Raw genomic sequence first — 19200 nt, forward strand, 5'->3', positions numbered from 1 at the left:
GGCCCGACGATCTCACGCCGTGCTACCTTTCTCAAACATTGAGAAAGGTAGCGAGACGATGACCTGGTCCCCACCGGAGTACGCCAATCCGTTGCGCTTCGAGGAGGCGGACGTCGCCCTCGACGTCGACGACCGCCCGACGCAGGGCACGCTGACACTTCCGTACGGCGGCAGCCGTGTTGGCGCCGTCCTGCTGACCGGCGGTGGCCCGTTCGACCGCGACGAGACCAGCGGACCGAACAAGCCGATGAAGGACCTCGCCTGGGGCCTGGCGAGCCGGGGCGTCGCCGTCCTGCGGTACGACAAGCCCAGCTTCACCTACCCCGACCTCTTCACCCAGCCGGGCTTCACGATGACGCAGGAGTACGTCCCGCACGCGGTCGCGGCCGTTCGCACCCTGAGCGAGTACGTCGACCAGGTCTTCCTCATCGGCCACAGCATGGGCGGCAAGGTCGCCCCGAAGGTCGCGGCCGCGGAGCCGGGAGTCGCCGGACTGGTGATCATGGCCGGCGACACCCAGCCGATGCACCACGCCGCCGTACGGGTGATGAAGCACCTCGCGACGATCGACCCGGCGATGGTTCCGGCCGAGCTCGTCGAGAAGTTCGAGCGCCAGGCGGCCGTCGTCGACAGTCCGGACCTGTCACCGGAGACGACGGACCTGCCGTTCGGTGCACCCGGTTCGTACTGGCTGGACCTTCGCGAGTACGACGCGGTCGCCACCGCCGCGAAGCTCGACGTACCGATCCTGATCCTGCAGGGCGGCCGCGACTACCAGGTCACCGTCGCCGACGACCTGCCCGGCTGGCAAAACGGCCTGGCCGACCATCCCGCCACGACGATCGAGATCCTGGCCGCCGACAACCACCAGTTCATCGCCGGGATCGGCGCCTCGACCCCGGCCGACTACGAACTCGAGGGCCACGTGGATCCCGTGGCCCTCGGCACCATTCTCGATTGGTTGCCAGCAGCAACCAGCTGATCAGATCAGGTCGGCCTGAGCCTCGATCTCCTGCTGGGGGTCGAGCGGGAGGACGATCTTGAAGACCGTGGTGCCCGGCTCGGACTCCACCCGCAGGTCGCCGTGGTGCTTCTTGACCACGATCCGCCAGGAGATGTCGAGGCCGAGGCCAGTACCCTCGCCGATCGGCTTGGTGGTGAAGAACGGCTCGAAGATCCGCCGCTTGATCTCGGCAGGGATGCCCGGGCCGGTGTCGCCGATCTCGACCACCGCGTAGTGCCCGTCGCGACGGGTGCGCAGCGTCAGTGTGCCGGAGCCTTTCATCGCGCCGACGGCGTTGTCGATGATGTTGGTCCAGACCTGGTTCAGCTCCGCGGCGTACGCCGGGATCGCGGGCAGCTCGGGGTCGAAGTCCTTCACGACCTGGATGCCCTGCAGCTTGCCCGACATCATCACCAGCGTCGACTTCAGCAGCTCACGCAGATCGACCACCTGGAACGGCGCCCGGTCGATCTGCGAGTACTGCTTCGCGGCACCGACCAGCGTCGAGATCCGGGTCACCGAGTCGTCGATCTCGTTCATCAGCGACTCGGTGTCGACCGTGTACATCAGCCAACGGACAGCGCCTTCGAGGTAGTCCGGGCCGACCGCGGTCAGCACGTTCTCCATCCACGGCACGTCCAGGCCGGCCGCGGCCAGCACCGGCGCGACGTCCCAGCTCGCCCGGACGTCGTGGTCGTCGAGCCAGTCCGCCAAGGTGTCCTCGGCATCGGACAGCTCCAGCGGCGAGACCTCCTTGCCGACGGTCTTGGCCAGCCGCTCGACCGCGGCCTCCTGCAGCTCGACGATCTCGTGCAGCTTGGTCGCGTCCAGCGTGCCGTCGGCCAGCATGCCCAGCTTCGACCGCATCCCGGCCACGCGCTGCCGCAACGTCGCCGAAGCCCGTACGGCGGCCGCCGCCGGGTTGTTCAGCTCGTGCGTCAGACCCGCCGACAACGAACCGAGCGCCAGCAGCCGCTCCCGTTCTCCCATCGTCTCGTTGGTCCGCCGCATGCCCTGGACGAACCCGTCGATCAGGTGCACCGCCATCGGGAACCACTGGTTCATCATCGTGGCCATCGTCTCGGCGGTGATCACGAAGAACGTCGACGGCTCGAGCACCCGCATGGTCGCGTTGTACGACTTGCGCTCGTCGGCGCCGAGGAACGCGGTCACCGCACCGGCGTACACGCCGCGCTGGGTGCTGCGGTTGATCTCGACCTCTTCGCCGTGCGACAGCTTGCACATCCGCAGCCCACCGGTCAGCAGGATGTAGCAGCAGACCGCTTCGTCGCCCTCGGTGAAGACGACGCCGTCCTCGTACGACTCGACGGTCCCCTCGCGCGCCAGCCAGGACAGCTGCTCGTCGGTCAGGCTCTCGAACAGGAACAGCGTGCGCAGCTCGTCGTTGCTGATCCGCTGCGACTCGGGCACAGCCTCCGCGCTCATCGAACCGTCTCCTTCGTCACAGCATCTCCAGGTATCGGTGCACCAAGGTCACGGCCATGGCTCCGTCGCCGACCGCCGAGGCGACCCGTTTGACCGACTCGGCCCGGACGTCGCCCGCCGCGAACACGCCCGGCATGGACGTCTCCAGGTGGTACGGCTCCCGCTCCAGCGACCAGCCCGCCGGCTTCCCGTGCAGGTCGGGACCGGTCAGCACGAACCCCCGGTCGTCGCGCTGCAGGTTGCCCGGCAGCCAGTCGGTCCGGGGTGCGGCGCCGATGAACACGAACAACCACTCCGAGTTCACCTCCCGCGTCTCTCCGGTCGAGCTGTTCTGCAGGGTCAGCACCTCGAGGTGGTCCGACCCCTTGCAGGAGACCACCTGCGTGCAGGTGTGCACCTCGATGTTGTCGATGGCGTCGATCTGGTTGATCAGGTACGACGACATGGTCGCCTCGAGCGATGGCCCTCTGACCAGCATATGCACGCGCTTCGCATGGTTGCTGAAGTAGACCGCGGCCTGACCGGCCGAGTTCGCCCCGCCGATGATGTAGATCTCCTGGCCGACGCAGCTCGGGCCCTCGGTGGTCGCGGAACCGTAGTAGATCCCGCGGCCGCACAGGTCCTCGACTCCCGGCGCCTGGAGCGTCCGGTACGCGACGCCGGTCGCGAGGATCACCGAGTGCGCGGAGATCTCGCTGCCGTCGGAGAACGTCAGCCGCCGCGCGGAGCCGAGCGTGTCCAGCCCGACCACCTGACGGGCCGTCAGCAGCTCGGCGCCGAAGCGGACCGCCTGCCGCCGGGCCCGGTCGGTCAGCTGCGCGCCGGACACCCCGTCGGGGAAGCCCAGGTAGTTCTCGATCCGGCTGGACTGGCCGGCCTGGCCACCGGTCGCCAGCTGCTCGACCAGGACAGTCCGCAGCCCCTCGCTGGCGCCGTACACGGCTGCACCGAGTCCGGCGGGCCCACCGCCGACCACGACGAGGTCGTAGAAGGCCTCCGCCGGTGAGGTGGACAGTCCGACCTTGGCGGCCAGCTCGGCCTCGGTCGGCGCGACCATGACCGTGCCGTCCGAGGTGATCACGACCGGAAGGGTCGCGCCGTCCACACCGGCGGCCTCGAGCAGCCGCTTGCTCTCGTCGTCGTCCACGCCGTACCAGCGGTAGGGCACGGCGTTGCGGGCCAGGAAGTCACGGGCCGCGAACGACGGCGCCGACCAGCGGTGGCCGATCACCCGGGTCTCGTCGGTGGACGGCTCCGGGGTCGACTTCCACAGGTCCAGCATCGAGTCGACCACCGGGTAGAGCTTCTCTTCCGGCGGGTTCCACGGCTTGAGCAGGTAGTGGTCGAGGTCGACGACGTTGATCGCCTGGATCGCCGCGTCGGTATCGGCGTACGCCGTCAGCAGCACCCGGCGGGCGAGCGGGAACAGGTCCATCGCCTGCTCCAGGAACTCGATGCCGGTCATCTGGGGCATCCGGTAGTCGGCCAGCAGCAGCGCGACCGGCTCGCCGCGCAGCTTCAGCTCGCGCAGCGCTTCGAGCGCCTGCATACCGGTCTCGGCCCGGACGATCCGGTGCTCCTCGCCGTACCGGCGGCGAAGGTCACGGGCAATCGACCGGGACACCCCGGGATCGTCGTCCACGGTGATGATCACCGGGCGGGAAGTCGACGCTGTCATGCCTCTTTCATACCAGCGCCCGGCCAACTGTGGGAGCGATTCCTCCACAGGCTGACCGGGCGCCGGGATGTCACCGGGTCACGGCAGCGCCGCGAGGTACGGCGCGTGGCTGTTCTGGAACTCCCAGTTGTAGTACTTGTCCCAGTTGATCGACCACGTCATCAGGCCCCGGAACGACGGGCTGGCGCCGCCGCGCAGGCTGTAGCCGCCGCAGTTCTGGCCCTTGACCAGACAGTCGAGCGCCTGGTGAACGGCCGCGGGGGCGGTGTGGCCGTTCCCGGCGCTGACGGCGGCCGGCAGGCCGAAGGCGATCTGGTCCTCGCGCAGACCCGGGAAGGTCTGGCCGGTGGTCGAGACCGGGAAGCCGGCCTTGATCATGTCGGTCATCGCGATGTGGAAATCCGCGCCGCCCATGGTGTGGTACTGGTTGTCCAGACCCATCACCGGACCCGAGTTGTAGTCCTGGACGTGCAGGACGGTCAGCGCGTCGCGCAGTGCGTGGATCACCGGCAGGTACGAGCCGGTCCGGTTGTCGCCCGTGCCGTTGCCGCCGTAGAACTGGTAGCCGACCTGGACGAAGAACGTCTCCGGGGCCATCGTCAGCACGAAGTTCGCGCCGTACCGGGCCTTGAGGGTCTTCAGCGCCGAGATCAGGTTGACCACGACCGGGGTGGTCGGGCTGCGGAAGTTCGTGTCGCCGGGGTTCAGGTAGAGCGAGTGGCCCTCGAAGTCGACGTCCAGACCGTCCAGGCCCCAGCGGTCGATGATCGAACCGACCGAGCTCACGAACGCGTCGCGGGCCGCCGTCGTCGTCAACTGGACCTGGCCGTTCTGGCCGCCGATCGAGAGCAGGACCTTCTTGCCGGCGGCCTGCTTGGCCTTGATCGCGGCCAGGAACTCGGCGTCGCTCTCGACGTTCGGGCACTCCGCGACCGGGCAGCGGTTGAACCGGATGTCGCCCGACGTCACCGAGGTCGGCTCGCCGAAGGACAGGTTGATGATGTTCCACTGCGCCGGGATGTCGGCCATCCGGACGTAGCCGGACCCGTTGGCGAAGCTGGCGTGCAGGTAGCCGATCAGCGCGTGCTTGGGCAGTCCGGTGCTGGCGCAGCCGGTAGTGGTTGCACTGGCCAGACTGCTCTTGGCCGACTCGCCTTGAGCGTTATACGCCGCAACCGAGTAGCTGTGGCTAGTGCATGCACTGAGCCCGTCGACCGTCGTGCTGGTGCCCGTGACTGTCTTGACCACGCTGGAGCCCTCGTAGACGCGGTAGCCAGTCACCGTGCCGGTGGAGGCTCCCCAGGTCAGGCCGATCGCGCTGTTGGTGGTGCTGGTGACCGACGGCGTGCCGGGCACGCTGGGAGCGCCCTGAGTCGGCGGGGTGCCGCCGGGACCGTCCAGACTCACGTCGTCCGCCTGGTACGCCGGTTGGCCGTACCAGCCGTGCAGGTAGATCTGCGCGGAGGTCTGCGAGGCCGACGTGGTGAAGGAGACCGTCAGCTGGGTGTAGCCGGAGGCCGACGGCGTCCAGGTGGAGGCGCCGCCGGTCACGCCCAGGTAGACGTAGGAGCCGCGGACCCAGGCCGACAGCGTGTACGCCGTACTGGGCTGTACGGCGACCGCCTGGCTGCACTGGCCAGTGTCGGAGCTCGTCACTCCGCCCTGCAGGGCGTGACTGCCGGTCCGGACCGGGCTGGAGACCACTGAGCCGCCGGAGCAGGTCCAGCCACTCAGTGAGCCGCTCTCGAAGCCGGGGTTGGTCAGGATGTTGGCTGCTTGGGCGGGGGACGCGACCACGAGTCCGCTCACGACGAGCAGAAGGACCGCAAACAATCGGGAGCGCATGAATAAAGTAGAGAGCTTTCAGAAGTAGGGCGTCAATGCGCCACGGTTGTCGGCTTACCGACGCTGTCCGGTTGCCGACGGGTCACTGGCGGTTTCCCGTCAGTGGCTACATGCAGCCAAAACCGTGTGCCGGGCGGCAAGGATTGGCAGGATCTCGCCGACCAAGCCGCACCCTTGGAGGCATTGCGTGAACCACCTGTCCCTGCGTCGCCGGACCGCTTTGATCGCGGCCGCCGTCCTCACCTCGGCCGCGTTCGCCGCACCCGCCGGCAACGCTGCACTCACCGATCCGTCACCCGGATCGGCCGCTCCTGACAACCTGTCCAGCGCGCTGCAGCTCCCGAAGTTCGCGCCTGGCAAGTACGTCGTGACGCTTGCCGACAAGCCGCTGGCGACCTACTCCGGTGGCGTCTCCGGCCTGAAGGCCACGAAGCCCGCCAAGGGCAAGAAGGTCGACGCCGCCGGCCCCGACGCGAAGCGCTACGGCACCTACCTGCAGGGCCGCCACAACCAGATCGCGGCCAAGGTCGGCGCGACGGCGTCCCGGCACTACACGACCGCGATCAACGCGTTCCGGGCCGACCTCACCGGCCAGCAGGCCGCGGCCCTCGCCAAGACGCCCGGCGTACTGGCTGTCACTCCGGACCAGCTGCACAAGACGCTGGACGACAAGAAGCCCGCGGACTTCCTCAAGCTGTCCGGCAACGCCGGTGTGTGGAAGGCCCTCGGCGGCAACGCCGAAGCCGGCAAGGGCGTCGTCGTCGGCGTCGTCGACACGGGCATCTGGCCCGAGAGCGCCTCGGTGTCCGGCCCCAAGCTCGGCAGCAAGCCGACCGCGGCCGACCCGTACAAGCCGTACCGCTCCGGCGACAGCATCGTGATGCACAAGGCCGACGGCAACGACTTCACCGGTTCGTGCCAGGCCGGCGAGGACTTCACCGCCGACCTGTGCAACACCAAGCTGATCAGCGCCAAGTTCTTCGGCGACGGCTGGCTCGGCGCCACGCCGCCCGAGGCCCGCGACGACTGGGCCTCGCCGCGTGACGGTGGCGGCCACGGCACGCACACCGCGACCACCGCGGCCGGCCGGGCCGGCGTGGACGTCGCCGAGAGCGGCATCAACTTCGGCACCATCTCCGGGGTCGCGCCGGCCGCCAAGATCGCCGTCTACAAGGCGTTGTGGACCGGCAAGAACGACGTCGGCTCGGGCGGTTACACCTCCGACATCCTGGCCGCGATCGACCAGGCCGTCGCCGACGGCGTCGACGTGATCAACTACTCGGTCGGCTCGATGTTCGAGTCCTCGCACGTCGACCCGGTCCAGCTGGCGTTCCTGTCGGCCGCGTCGGCCGGCATCTTCGTCTCGGCCGCCGGCGGCAACTCCGGCCCGTACGAGTCGACGCTGGACAACACCTCCCCGTGGGTGACCACGGTCGCGGCCAGCACCGTCGCGCCGTACGAGTCGACTGTTGTCCTGGGCAACGGTGAGAAGTACGCCGGGCTCAGCACCAGCCTGGCCGGCTCGCTGTCCAGCAAGCCTCTCGTCACCGGGGCAGCCGCGAAGACCACGGCCAGCACCGAGTACGACGGTTCGCAGTGCCTGCCGAACACGCTCGACTCCGCACTGGTGGCCGGCAAGGTCGTGGTCTGCGACCGCGGCGTCGGCGCTCGTGTCGACAAGTCGGCCGAGGTCAAGCGCGCCGGCGGTGTCGGCATGGTCCTGCTCAACCTCACCGATCAGGACATGGTCGCCGACTCGCACTCGGTCCCGACCATCCACCTGAACACGCCTGGCTCGCTGTCGGTCAAGACGTACGCCGGTACGCCGGGCGCCACCGTTCAGTTCGTCCAGGGCAACCAGACCTCGGTCAAGACGGCGTACCCGCAGATCGCGGACTTCTCCTCGCGCGGCCCGTCCCTGTCCAGCAACGGCAACCTGCTCAAGCCGGACCTCGCCGCACCGGGTGTGAACGTGCTCGCCGCGGTCGCTCCCCCGTCGAACGACGGTCACAGCTTCGCCTTCTACTCGGGGACGTCGATGGCCGCTCCGCACATCGCCGGCCTGGCCGCGCTCTACCTGGCCAAGCACCCCGACTGGACGCCGATGATGGTCAAGTCGGCGCTGATGACGACCACCAGCGACGTCAAGAAGGCCGACGGCTCGGTCAACAACGACCCGTTCGCCCGCGGCGCCGGTGAGGTCCAGCCGTCGAAGATGCTCTCCCCCGGCCTGGTCTACGACTCCGGTGACGCCGATTGGCTCGGCTACCTGGAAGGCAACGGCGTCGACACCGGCACCGGCGTACCGGCGATTGCCCCGAGCAACTACAACACGCCGTCGATCGCGGTCGGCCAACTGGTCGGCACGCAGACGATCACCCGCCGGGTGACCGCGGTGACCGGTGGCCTCTACCGGGCGACCGTGTCGGTGCCGGGCATGAAGGCCGTCGTCACGCCGTCGATCCTGAACCTGCAGGCCGGCCAGACCAAGTCCTTCACGGTCAAGCTCACGCTGGACAGCGGTCTGTCGAACGTCTCCACCAACGGCTGGCTCACCTGGTCGGGCGCCAACACGTCCGTCCGCAGCCCGATCGTGGTCAAGCCAACGTCTGCCGTCACGCCGACCGAGGTGAAGGGTTCCGGTGCTTCCGGCAGCGCGTCCTTCGAGGCCACGGCCGGTACGTCGGGCCTGCCGATCAAGGCGTACGGCGTGGTCTCCGCGCCTGCCGTCCCCGGGTCCGTCCCGGCCGGCGCCGCTGACGCCGACCTGCCGAACTACCCGGTCACCGTCACGGCCGCCACCAAGGCCGTGCAGTGGAACATCAAGACGGTCGACCCGGCCGGCAGCATCTGGCTCGTGCTCTACAAGGTCGTGAACGGCCAGATGCAGGCGCTGTCCTTCCAGGGCGACGGATCCAACCAGGCCTCGGCCACGCTGTCCGCGCCGGAGCCCGGCGTGTGGGGTGTCCTCGCGATCACCCTGACCAACCCGCCCGGCGCCGACACCACGGCGTACACGATGCAGACCAATGTGGTCACCGGCGGCAGCTCGCTCGCGGTGACGCCGACGAAGGCACCTGCGGCGGGCAAGCCGTTCCAGGTCACGGCCTCGTGGTCGGGACTGCCGACCGACCAGCGCTCCACCGGTTTCGTCGAGTTCCCGAACCGGGCCGGGACTGTCGTCACGATCAACTGAAAACTGCGGCGGGCCCGGTCTTTGGTGACCGGGCCCGCTGTGTTTACCGCCAGGTACTGCGGTCGGACGGACCGCCTGGCACCGGCTCGAAGACCACTTCGTCCTCCGGTACTGCTTTTCCTTCTTCATCGATGAAGCCCACCGAGACCAACCCTCCGTTGGCCGTGTCCCGCCGGAGCACGGTCGGCCCATCAGCTCGCGGGACGTGCTGATCACCCCACTGCTGCAGCGCGGCCAGGACCAGCTTGAGATCCTCGCCCGCCTCGGTCAGGTGGTACGACGACCGCACGCGCTCACCCTCGTCGCGGTAGTCCCGCTTCTCGAGGATGCCGCCCTCGACCAGCGCGATCAGCCGGCTGGTCAGGATGTTCGGCGCGATCCCCAGCACCTGGCGGAACTCCGCGAACTTGGTCGACCCGAAGTGCGCCTCGCGCACGATCAGGAAAGCCCAGCGATCGCCCACGATGTCCACCGCGCGGGCGATCGAGCAGTTCGGCACCGGCCGGACCTTGGTCTGCGGGCTCATCTCTTGCCTAACTCCTTTGCAGGGTGGACTTCTGCAGCGCGGACTTCTGCTGCGCGGACTTCTGCTGCGCGGACTTCTGCAGTGCCGGTACGACGCCGGCGACGGTGAGCACGAGCAGGCCCAGCGTGCCGATCACGATCGTGCCGAGCAGCAACGCCGTACCGAGTCCGGACGCCGTCGCCACGATACCGAGCGCCAGCGCGATGGCGCCTTGCAAGATGTAGGCGACCAGGTAGACCGCGGCGATCGTCCCGCCACGGTGGTGGGCCGGGGCCTGCGCGTTGATCAGGCCGAGTCCGCCGGAGAACAGCAGGCCGTACGCGATGCCGGCCAGCCCGGTGGTGACCAGGAAGATCGACAGCGAGTGCGCGCGGGCCGAGTACTCGAGCAGAGCCAGGGCGCCGAGCGTGATCACGGCACCGACGAGGACCAGTCGACGCGGCGGGAAGCGGCGCGCGACGATCGCAGTCAGGCCGATCATCGCCGACGTGATCGACAGGATCAGGCCGATGGTGAAGACGTTCTTGGTGCCGATCAGCTGCTGGGCGATCTGGGCGCCGAGCGCCAGGAAGACCGAGCCGAACGCGTACGCCGTGGTGACAGCGGCGGCGGCTCCGGCGTACAGGGTGCGGATGCCTTGCGGTACGGCGATCGGGCGCGGGCGCCACTTGCCGCGGCTCTCGTCCTTGGTGTGGCGAGGGAGGCGCCAGATGAAGCCGAGCAGGCCGACGATCACCGCGAGCAGGACCCAGAAGTCGAGGTGCAGCGGGAGCGGCGCGTACTGGATCAGGCCGCCACCGACGATCGTCGCGAGCGCGAGCCCGGCGGCTGTCGCGGCGGTGACCACCGAGGAGGCGCGGGACGCCTTGCCTTCGGCGCTGAACTCGACCGCTGCGGCGGTGGCCGCGGTCAGGGCCATGCCGACACCGGCGCCCATCAGCGCGCGGCCGGCGTACACCCAGCTGACCGACGGTGCGACCGCGAAGAGCAGCACTCCGGCGAGCATCGCGCCGACGCCGTACAGCATGGTCGCGCGGCGGCCGATGTAGTCGGACAGCTGACCGAAGACGAGCAGGAACGCGACCAGGACGACCGGGTAGACGGCGAAGATCGCGGTCGTGGCGGTTGGGGTCAGGTGCCACGTCTTGGCGTAGAGCGGGTACGCCGTGGTGGGGGCCGCGCTGGTCCACAGGCTGATCGCGGCGACCGCGGCGGCGGTCCAGAAGCTGGCCCGGCGGCTGAGGGGCTTGGCTTTTCGCCGGTGCGCGAGGGTGGCGGGGAGTTCGAGAGTGGTCATGCTCAGCTGAACACCCCTCGATAGCAAAATGCTACCCAGGCTGCCGAGTGAGCTGCGTCACTCAGATCCAGCGACGCCGAGCAGCCTGTACGCCGGCCTGGAAGCGGGTCTGCGCGCCGAGCGACTCCATCAGCGCGCGCACGCGACGCTGCGTCGTCCGCGGGCTGATCCGCAGCCGGCGGCTGATCATGTCGTCGGTCGCACCGCCGGCGAGCAGCAGCAGGATGTCGCGGTCGTGCGGCCGCAGCCCGTGGAAGTCGCCGTCGAACGGCAGCGCGGGCATCGGGATCGCCAGCGCCCAGAGCATCTCGAACGTCGCGATCAGCCCTTCGAGCAGTCCGGACGAGCGGATCAGCAGGTGCTGCTCGGACGGCGACCGCTTGGTCAGGCCGATCAGCGCGGTGTCGTCGTCGCCGACCGCCATCTTCAGCGGGATCTGGGCCAGCACCCGGCTGCGCTCCCCCGCCGCCTGCAGCTCGGGCAGCACGCCCATGATGTCTTCGCTCTCGAACACCTCGGTGCCGTAGATCGCGCGGTAGCCGATGCCCGCCTTGAGTCGCTCCAGCTCCAGCGCCTGCTGGGTCGACGGCGGCGTCACGTACGGCGGGCGGTCGAGCACGCGAACCTCGCGGACCGCGTCCTCCTGCAGCTGCTCGTACGCCCGCAGCAGGGTCGGTCCGTCCTCGATCAGCTCCACCTGATTGCCGGTGAGCACCGGCTTGCCGCGCGACCCCCGCAGCTCGTCGGCCACACTGCGCAGCCTGGCCAACTGCTCGTCGAGCTCGTCCAGCGGATCGGTGCGAACCGGCGCCGGCCCCTCCACCTGTTCCTGCACCCCACCACTCCAGATTTCGTGCACGATTCTGTTCTGACAGCTCAGAGTAGACCGCGGGCGCGACGAGCTGACAGCGTTGTCTCGTCAGAAGCCACACTCCAGGCACGGCCAGCACCCGCCGCAGCGCACGCACCGGCCGTCCACTCCAGGAGCCGGCAGGTACGGCAGCGGCCGCCGTACGGGCTCGTCGGCCTGACCACGCAGGGGCTCTTCCTCCTGTACGTCGGGTGGCCGGGGCTGCTCGCTCCACCGCACCTCGGTGCTGCCGGCCCGGCCGTGTCCGGCGAGCAACGCGTCCAGTCCGCCCGACCACACCGAGACAGCGGTCCCCTGCCCGCACCACCGCACGGCCACCACCCCATCCCCCCACAGCACCCCTTCCGCCACCGCGCCACCACCGTCGGACCGCACCAGCCAGAAGGCCCGCGGCGGCCCCTGCTGTGACATCCCCCGTGTCATCCCCTGCCGGTCCACACCACCAAGTCTCACCACCGCCCACTTACCCTACCAGGTGTGATCTGTGGGCTCTCCGAACAGCCCACAGCCCCCAGCTCCTCGGGTGTGCTCGCTGTGCCCACTTTCTGTCGGTAGACCCTTGTAGCGTTCGGACACGCACCGCAACCACCGGGCGTGAGCAGTGGGGGGAGGACCTGTGGCCGAGACAGCACTGGAACCGTTCGGCGTCCAGCTGAGGAGGTGCCGCCAGGCAGCCGCCCTGAGCCTGCGCCAACTGGCAACCCGCGTCGGCTACGACCACAGCTACCTCTCCCAGGTGGAACGAGGCCGCCGCCCGGGCTCCGCCCACCTGGCCCACCTGTGCGACCGGGAGCTGGCCGGTGCCGGCACGCTCACCCAAGCCTTCCAGCGGGACCGTCAGGCCCGGCCGCTCCCCGCAGTACAAGGTGGGCAGCTGCTGGAGGCTGTGCGGCACGGCGTGACCGAAGCGTTCGTACGGTCGTCGGCGGGAGCCGAGTGGTCGACGGTGACTGCTGCCTACGCGAGTGCCTTCAGCCTCACGCCGGCTGCGGACCTGCTGCCTGAGCTGACCGTCGACCTCGAGCTCCTGCACCGTGCGGCCGGCTCCGACGCAGCTGAGCTCGCCGTTCCTGCCGCTGAGTTCGCCGTACTGATCGCACTGACGCTCTCTTCCTCGGGCAGGTCCCGCGCCGCCGAGCGCTGGTGGCGGACCGCCCGTGCGACCGCCGACAGTTCTGGCTCGGGTCGGATCGCCAGCCAGGCAAGGAGCTGGCAGGTGATCAGCACGACCGACTCCGGTGGGGCCGAGCTGCTGGAGTTGGGAGTCGACGCGCTCACCCTGGCCGAGCACCCACGGGACCAGGCTCGCGCTCTTGCTGCGCAGGCTCGGCTGCTGGCTGTGCTCGGTCGACCTGAGGAGGCTCGGCAGGCGGTGCGCTTGCTGCCGGGCGGGATCGACAGCTCGGGCTCGGTGTTCGGCTGGACGGCGTACGAGCCGCCCAGCATGGAGAGCTTCGTGCACACCGTGCTGGGGGACACGGCGTCGGCGTACGTGGCGTTGGACCGGGCGCTCGGGCTGTGCCCGGCTGAGCGGCGCCGCGAGGGGGCTGAGCTTCGGCTGTTGCTGGCGGAGTGCCTGGTGGTGGACGGCGACGTCTCGACCGGGTTGGCGATGGCGATGCGGACCCTGGTCGAGCTGGAGGACCAGTGGCACAGCCCGGCCTTGTACGACGCGGGCGGCCGAGTGCTGGCCGCCGTACAGGGCAAGGAGCTGACCAGGCCGGCAGTGCGGGACTACCGGGAGCTCCTGCGGCGTCGACCGTTCGCGGGTCGGAGTGTGGGCAGCGGGTCGAGCGCCGGGGAGGAGCAGGGGTAGCGTGCCGAGAGTGACGACAGCAGACGGTGCAGTGGCAGTGACAGACGCGTGGGAGTTCCAGCTGGAGCTGCGGAGCGATCCGGCCAGCACGGCGGCCCGGACGGCGGTGCTGGACAAACCCGGCTTCGGTCAGGCCTTCACCGACCACATGGTGCTGGCGAACTGGTCGGCGGACCGCGGCTGGTTCGACCAGAAGGTCACGGCGTACGCACCGCTCAAGGTGAGCCCGGCGGCCGCCGTACTGCACTACGCGCAGGAGATCTTCGAAGGGCTGAAGGCGTACCGGCACGAGGACGGCTCGGTCTGGTCGTTCCGGCCGGAGCTGAACGCGGCCCGCTTCCGCCGGAGCGCGCGGCGGCTCGCGCTGCCGCAGGTGGAGGAGCAGGACTTCATCGCCGCACTGCGCGCGCTGCTGACCGTCGACGAGGCCTGGGTGCCGGCGACGGGCTCCGGTGAGAGCAGCCTGTACCTGCGGCCGTACATGATCGCCACCGAGGCCGCACTGAGTGTGCGCCCGGCCAACGAGGTGCTGTTCGGCGTGATCGCGTCACCGGCCGGTGCGTACTTCGAGACCGGCCCCAAGCCGGTGTCGATCTGGTTGACCACCTCGTCGATCCGCGCGACTCCCGGCGGCACGGGCGCGGCCAAGTGCGGCGGGAACTACGCCGCCAGCCTCGCCGCGCTGGCCGAAGCGGTCGCCAACGGCTGCGACCAGGTCGCCTTCGTCGACGCGGTCGAGCGCCGATGGCTGGAGGAGATCGGCAGCATGAACCTGTTCTTCGTGCACTCCGACGGCTCGATCGTCACGCCCGAGCTGTCCGGCTCGATCCTCGAGGGCGTCACCCGGACGTCGGTGATCGACCTGGCCCGCGACCTCGGCCACACGGTCGTCGAGCGCCGCGTCTCCGCCGACGAGTGGCGCGACGGCGTCCGCTCCGGCGACATCACCGAGGTCTTCGCCTCCGGTACGGCGGCCGTCATCACCCCGATCGGCCGTCTCGCCTGGCCCGACGACGAGGTCGTCATCGGCGACCACACGGTCAACCACGGCGTCGGCCCGATCACCGCCACGCTCCGCAAGACTCTTCTCAACCTCCAGTACGGCCGGATCCCCGACGACCGGAGCTGGCTGACCCGCCTGGTCTGAGCGGGGGCGGGTCCGGGGACTTTGAACAGGTCATCGGGGGCTTGAACAGGCTATTTGTTGTTCACGGTCCCGGGTGGGTGTTCGAGGTCCCGGGTAGACGTCCGCTGGGTGGTGCGTGCTCGTTGTCCCCTCCGGCGGTTAGGTTGGCCGTATGGCGGAGTCCTCAGCGGGGTCCACGGGTGCGGCCAGGAAGAAGGCTGCCAAGAGCAAGTCGCCGGCGATCGAGCTCGAGGTCGGGGAGCGGACGGTGCGGATCTCGAATCCGGACCGGATCTACTTCCCGGCGCGCGGCGAAACCAAGCTCGACCTGGTGAAGTACTACCTGTCGGTCGACGACGGGATCGTGCGCGCGCTGCGGGAACGGCCGTGCATGATGCACCGGTTCCCCGAGGGCGTCGCGGGCGAGAAGGTGCACCAGAAGCGGCTGCCGCACGGTGCGCCGGACTGGATGGAGACCGTGCGGGTGAAGTTCCCGCGCTACAACCGGACCGCCGACGAGCTGTGCGTCACCGAGGTCGCGCACGTCGCCTGGGCGGTGCAGATGTCGACCGTCGAGTTCCACCCGTGGAACAGCCGCCGCGCCGACACCGAGAAGCCCGACGAGTGGCGGATCGACCTCGACCCGATGCCGGACTGCCCGTTCGACCGCGTACGACGGGTCGCGCACGTGACCCACGAGCTGCTCGACGAGCTCGGCGCGGTCGGCTACCCGAAGACCTCCGGCGGCTCCGGCCTGCACGTGTACGTCCGGATCAAGCCCGAGCACGGCTTCACCGACGTACGGCGTGCTGCGCTCGCGTTCGCCCGCGAGGTGGAACGACGGGCGCCGGAGGACGTCACGACGACGTGGTGGCGCAAGGACCGTGACCCTCGAAAATTGTTCGTGGACTTCAACCAGAACGCACGGGATCACACGATCGCCGCGGCGTACTCGGTCCGCGGTAACCCCGAGGGAACCGTCTCGACGCCGATCCGCTGGGACGAGCTCGACGACGTCGAACCACGCGAGTTCACCATCGCCACGGTCCCGGCGCGGTTCGCCGAGCTCGGTGACCTGCACGAGACGATCGACGACAACCCGTACACGCTGGACACGCTGCTTGAGTGGGCCGACCGCGACGAACGGGAAGGCGCGGAGGAACCGCCGCCGCCAGAGGAGTAGCAGTCAGCTTCCTGCAAATCCGTGGTGCAGCAGATCGGTGAGTAGATCGATCGCTTCCTCGTCCGCGATCGTGCGGCCGGCCGCTGCGTTGACGACCAGCCACTGGTAGGCGAAGCCTTCCAGCAGCGCGTTCATCGCGGAGATGTGCGGGGTCGGGTCGGCGGGCGGCGTCGGCAGGTGGGCGAAGTGCTCGACCATGTGCGCCCGGTCGTCGTCCATCAACTGCTGCAGCCGCAGGCCGAGCGCGGGGTCAACCATCGCGGCCTGCTTGAGCGCAACCATCTCCGGTAGGTGTGCCCGGTAGAAACCCCAGAACGCGGCCACGTGCCACCGGATCGACGAGCGCTGGCTGAAGTCCGCGGAGTGCGTCGCATCCTCGATCACCGCCTCGTCGGCGGTCGCCAGCATGTCGGTCAGCAGCGCTTCGAGCAGCTCTTCCTTGCCCGCGAAGTGGTTGTAGAACGAGCCGGTCGCCCGCCCGGCCGCCGCGGTGATGTCGGTGATCTTGGTGTTCAGGTACCCGCGCTCGGCGAACACCTGACGCGCGGCCTGCTTCAGCGCGGCCTCGGTCCCGGCCGCCTTCTCCTGGCGACTTCCCGTCAGCACCACGACCACCTCCTTGACAGCGAAGCCTAGCGACGTCCACACTGAATCCAGATTCAGTGAATCATAATTCAGTGAAATGGAGAAGGTCATGAACGTACTGATCGCCGGCGCCGGACCGACCGGGCTGACGCTGGCCATCGACCTGGCCCGCCGCGGGATCGCGGTGCGGCTGGTCGACCAGGCGACGGAGTACTTCGAGGGATCGCGCGGCGACGGCCTGCAGCCGCGGACGATGGAGGTGTTCGAGGACCTCGGCGTGCTCGACGAGGTGATGGCCCAGGGCATTCCGATGCCCGCGATGAAGGTGATCATCGACGGCCAGTTCGTCCAGGAACGCCGGATGGCGCCGGTCGTCGAGCCGACCCCGGACGCGCCGTACCCGAACGCGCGGATGCTCGGCCAGTCCCGGATCGAGGCGATCCTGCGCGCCAAGCTCGCGTCGTACGGCGTGCAGGTGGAGCTCGGCACGGCGCTGCAGGACTTCACCCAGACCCCGGACGCGGTGACCGCGACGCTCTCCACCGGCGAGAGCGTGACCGTCGACTACCTGGTCGGCGCGGACGGCGGCCGCAGCACGGTCCGCAAGACGCTCGGCATCCCGTTCGTCGGCACCACCGACGAGTCGATCCGGATGCTGCTCGGGGATGTCGCGGCCGACGGGCTCGACCACGACTTCGGGTACTGGTTCGCACAGGGCACCAACCCGATGTTCGGCGTCGTCATGACCCCACTGTCCGGCGGCGACCAGTTCCAGTTCGGTACGCCGCTCGACGACGACCACATCGACCCGACCCTGGAAACCCTGCAGGAGCTGGTCGACCGGTACGCCGGCCCGGGGGTCGCGAAGCTCCGCGACCTGACCTGGTCGACGATCTGGCGGCCGAACATCCGGCTCGCCGAGCGATTCCGCGACGGCCGGGTGTTCCTGGCCGGCGACGCGGCGCACGTGCACCCGCCGACCGGCGGCCAGGGCCTCAACACCGGGATCCAGGACGCGTACAACCTCGGCTGGAAACTTGCCAGCGGCAACGAGGAGGTTCTCGCGACGTACGAGACCGAGCGCCGGACCAACGCCGAGCGGGTGCTCGGGATCAGCACCGGCCTGATGAAGAAGTACCAGGACGGCGACGAGCGCGCCCACGAACGCGGCCGGGACACCCAGCAGCTGGACATCACCTACCGCGACCTGGACGACACGGCCGTCCTGACCACCGGCGACCGCGCTCCGGACTCGCCGCTCCTCGATGCCCAGGGCAACAAGACCCGTCTCTTCGAGCTGTTCAGCGGCCCGCACGAGACCCTGCTCCGCTTCAGCCCGACCGGCCCTTCCGACCACCCCCACACCGTCGACATCGCCCACACCCCGACCGGCGAGGCCTACACCTCAGCCGATGCCTTCACCTTCTACGACGCCCACGACGGCGACGAACTGCTGATCCGCCCCGACGGCTACGTCGGACGGGTTCACCGCGCCCGGTAACGCCGCATCGCGTGGTGCAGCGTCTGGTTGACGACGCCGGGGAGAGTCAGTTCCCACTCCCCCAGCGTCTCGACCACGTCGCCGCCGGTCCCGAGCTTCCACCGCAGCAGCCCGAACTCGCGCCGCTCCGGATCGAGACAGTCCGAGATCCCGCGCATGTCGTAGTACGCGGCGCCGTGCTTGAACGCGTCCTGCATCATCCGCCACTGCAACGCGTGGCTCGGCCGGACATCGCGCCGATGGCTCGCCGACGCGCCCGTCTGGTACCAGACCCGGCGCCCGACCACGTTCATCGTGTGCGCGGCCAGCACTTCACCCTCGTACGACGCCAGATACAACCTCATCCGCCCGTCGGCCTCGGCGTTGAGCGCCTCGTACTGGCGCTCGTAATAACCGAGCGACCGCCCGAGCCGGAAGCCGTTGCGCTGCTCGGTGGTCTGCAGCAGTGTGTAGAACGCCGGCAGGTCGCTCGCGTCTCCGATCCGGGTCTCGATCCCGGAACGCACCGATTTCTTGAGGTTTCGCTGCCATTCGCTGTTCATCGAGGTCAGTACGCCGTCCAGCGAGGGCAGCGGGACCTGGAAGACGAACCGCGGCTGAGCATCGCCGCCGGCGCCGTCCTCCCCGCACCTGCTCCACCCGAGCGACCGCAGACGATCACTCACCGACGACCCGATCGGCTCCACCAGGTCCGGCAGTACGTCGCCGATCCGCAGCGACGGACTCGCCGCTGCCTTCAACGTGGCCGCCTTCCAGCGCCGCAGCTCAGGCGGTGGTCCCACCCGTACGGCGAACGCGCCCGCCTCGACGAGATGCTCGATCAGCGGCGTGAGCCACCGCTCCAGCGACGCGTCGGTCCAGTCGATGTCCGGCCCTTCGGGCAGGTAGGCGAAGTAGCGCTTGATCCCCGGCACGGAGCGGTAGAGCACGAGCGCCGTACCGACGATCTCGTGGTCGGCGTTGCGCCAGGCAAGCAGTTCGGGCCGCCAGTCGGGCTTCACCTGCGCCCATGACGGGTTCTGCAGAAAACTCCGGCCGCCGTACAGCTCACCAGCGGCCAGGTACGTCACCGAGTCGACAGCTCCCACTGTCAGCCGGGTTTGTCGAGTTGGACTCAGAGTGGTCGC

At 69.2% G+C, this 19200-nt stretch carries 15 protein-coding genes; 6 read left to right on the forward strand and 9 right to left on the reverse strand.

Features of this window, described 5'->3' with window-relative positions; translation table 11 throughout:
- Positions 1–58 precede the first annotated feature (58 nt).
- Positions 59–982: an alpha/beta hydrolase family protein gene (locus tag ACYVIO_RS27125; RefSeq protein WP_460653730.1), complete on the forward strand. Its 924-nt coding sequence runs from the start codon at positions 59–61 to the stop codon at positions 980–982.
- Here ACYVIO_RS27125 and ACYVIO_RS27130 read toward each other — a convergent pair whose 3' ends face one another.
- From ACYVIO_RS27130 to ACYVIO_RS27140, 3 genes are all read right to left on the reverse strand, one after another.
- The gene (locus ACYVIO_RS27130) at positions 983–2449 is read right to left on the reverse strand and encodes an ATP-binding protein (RefSeq protein ID WP_460653731.1); all 1467 of its coding nucleotides are present in this window, start codon (positions 2447–2449) and stop codon (positions 983–985) included.
- A gap of 16 nt (positions 2450–2465) precedes the next feature.
- Positions 2466–4127 carry an NAD(P)/FAD-dependent oxidoreductase gene (locus ACYVIO_RS27135; protein WP_460653732.1) on the reverse strand — a complete coding sequence of 554 codons (1662 nt, stop codon included), beginning with the start codon at positions 4125–4127 and terminating at the stop codon, positions 2466–2468.
- 78 nt (positions 4128–4205) lie between these two features.
- Positions 4206–5972 (reverse strand): chitinase, encoded by a 1767-nt coding sequence (locus ACYVIO_RS27140; RefSeq protein ID WP_460653733.1) that lies wholly within the window; start codon positions 5970–5972, stop codon positions 4206–4208.
- A 187-nt stretch (positions 5973–6159) separates the two neighbouring features.
- On the opposite strand from ACYVIO_RS27140, the gene ACYVIO_RS27145 reads away from it, so the two are divergent.
- A complete protein-coding gene (locus tag ACYVIO_RS27145; protein WP_460653734.1) occupies positions 6160–9168 on the forward strand; it encodes a S8 family serine peptidase in 3009 nt (1002 codons plus the stop codon).
- A gap of 43 nt (positions 9169–9211) precedes the next feature.
- On the opposite strand, the gene ACYVIO_RS27150 is transcribed toward ACYVIO_RS27145, so the two are convergent.
- From ACYVIO_RS27150 to ACYVIO_RS27165, 4 genes are all read right to left on the reverse strand, one after another.
- Complete coding sequence (locus ACYVIO_RS27150) at positions 9212–9694, reverse strand: winged helix-turn-helix transcriptional regulator (RefSeq protein ID WP_460653735.1); 483 nt, start codon at positions 9692–9694, stop codon at positions 9212–9214.
- Positions 9695–9701: 7 nt separating this feature from the next.
- Entirely contained in the window at positions 9702–10991 is a 1290-nt protein-coding gene (locus ACYVIO_RS27155) for an MFS transporter (protein ID WP_460653736.1), read from the reverse strand.
- 61 nt (positions 10992–11052) lie between these two features.
- On the reverse strand, positions 11053–11850 hold the full coding sequence (locus ACYVIO_RS27160) for a helix-turn-helix transcriptional regulator (RefSeq protein WP_460653737.1): 798 nt from the start codon (positions 11848–11850) through the stop codon (positions 11053–11055).
- Between the two features lie 60 nt (positions 11851–11910).
- On the reverse strand, positions 11911–12273 hold the full coding sequence (locus tag ACYVIO_RS27165) for a hypothetical protein (protein ID WP_460653738.1): 363 nt from the start codon (positions 12271–12273) through the stop codon (positions 11911–11913).
- A gap of 205 nt (positions 12274–12478) precedes the next feature.
- Between ACYVIO_RS27165 and ACYVIO_RS27170 the strand changes: the two genes are divergently transcribed.
- From ACYVIO_RS27170 to ligD, 3 genes are all read left to right on the forward strand, one after another.
- Complete coding sequence (locus tag ACYVIO_RS27170) at positions 12479–13678, forward strand: helix-turn-helix domain-containing protein (protein ID WP_460653739.1); 1200 nt, start codon at positions 12479–12481, stop codon at positions 13676–13678.
- A gap of 10 nt (positions 13679–13688) precedes the next feature.
- Entirely contained in the window at positions 13689–14825 is a 1137-nt protein-coding gene (locus tag ACYVIO_RS27175) for a branched-chain amino acid aminotransferase (protein ID WP_460653740.1), read from the forward strand.
- 151 nt (positions 14826–14976) lie between these two features.
- Positions 14977–15987, forward strand: a complete 1011-nt coding sequence (gene ligD / locus ACYVIO_RS27180; RefSeq protein ID WP_460653741.1) for a non-homologous end-joining DNA ligase — start codon at positions 14977–14979, stop codon at positions 15985–15987.
- Positions 15988–15990: 3 nt separating this feature from the next.
- Here the strand turns inward: ligD and ACYVIO_RS27185 are convergent, their stop codons facing one another.
- Entirely contained in the window at positions 15991–16596 is a 606-nt protein-coding gene (locus ACYVIO_RS27185; RefSeq protein ID WP_460653742.1) for a TetR/AcrR family transcriptional regulator, read from the reverse strand.
- Positions 16597–16681: 85 nt separating this feature from the next.
- Here ACYVIO_RS27185 and ACYVIO_RS27190 point away from each other — a divergent pair, with 85 nt between their 5' ends.
- Positions 16682–18073: an FAD-dependent monooxygenase gene (locus tag ACYVIO_RS27190; protein WP_460653743.1), complete on the forward strand. Its 1392-nt coding sequence runs from the start codon at positions 16682–16684 to the stop codon at positions 18071–18073.
- Here the strand turns inward: ACYVIO_RS27190 and ACYVIO_RS27195 are convergent.
- Positions 18058–19143, reverse strand: a complete 1086-nt coding sequence (locus ACYVIO_RS27195) for a lipid II:glycine glycyltransferase FemX (RefSeq protein ID WP_460653744.1) — start codon at positions 19141–19143, stop codon at positions 18058–18060. The genes ACYVIO_RS27190 and ACYVIO_RS27195 overlap by 16 nt on opposite strands.
- Between the last annotated feature and the right edge of the window lie 57 nt (positions 19144–19200).

This window comes from Kribbella endophytica, from assembly GCF_054781295.1.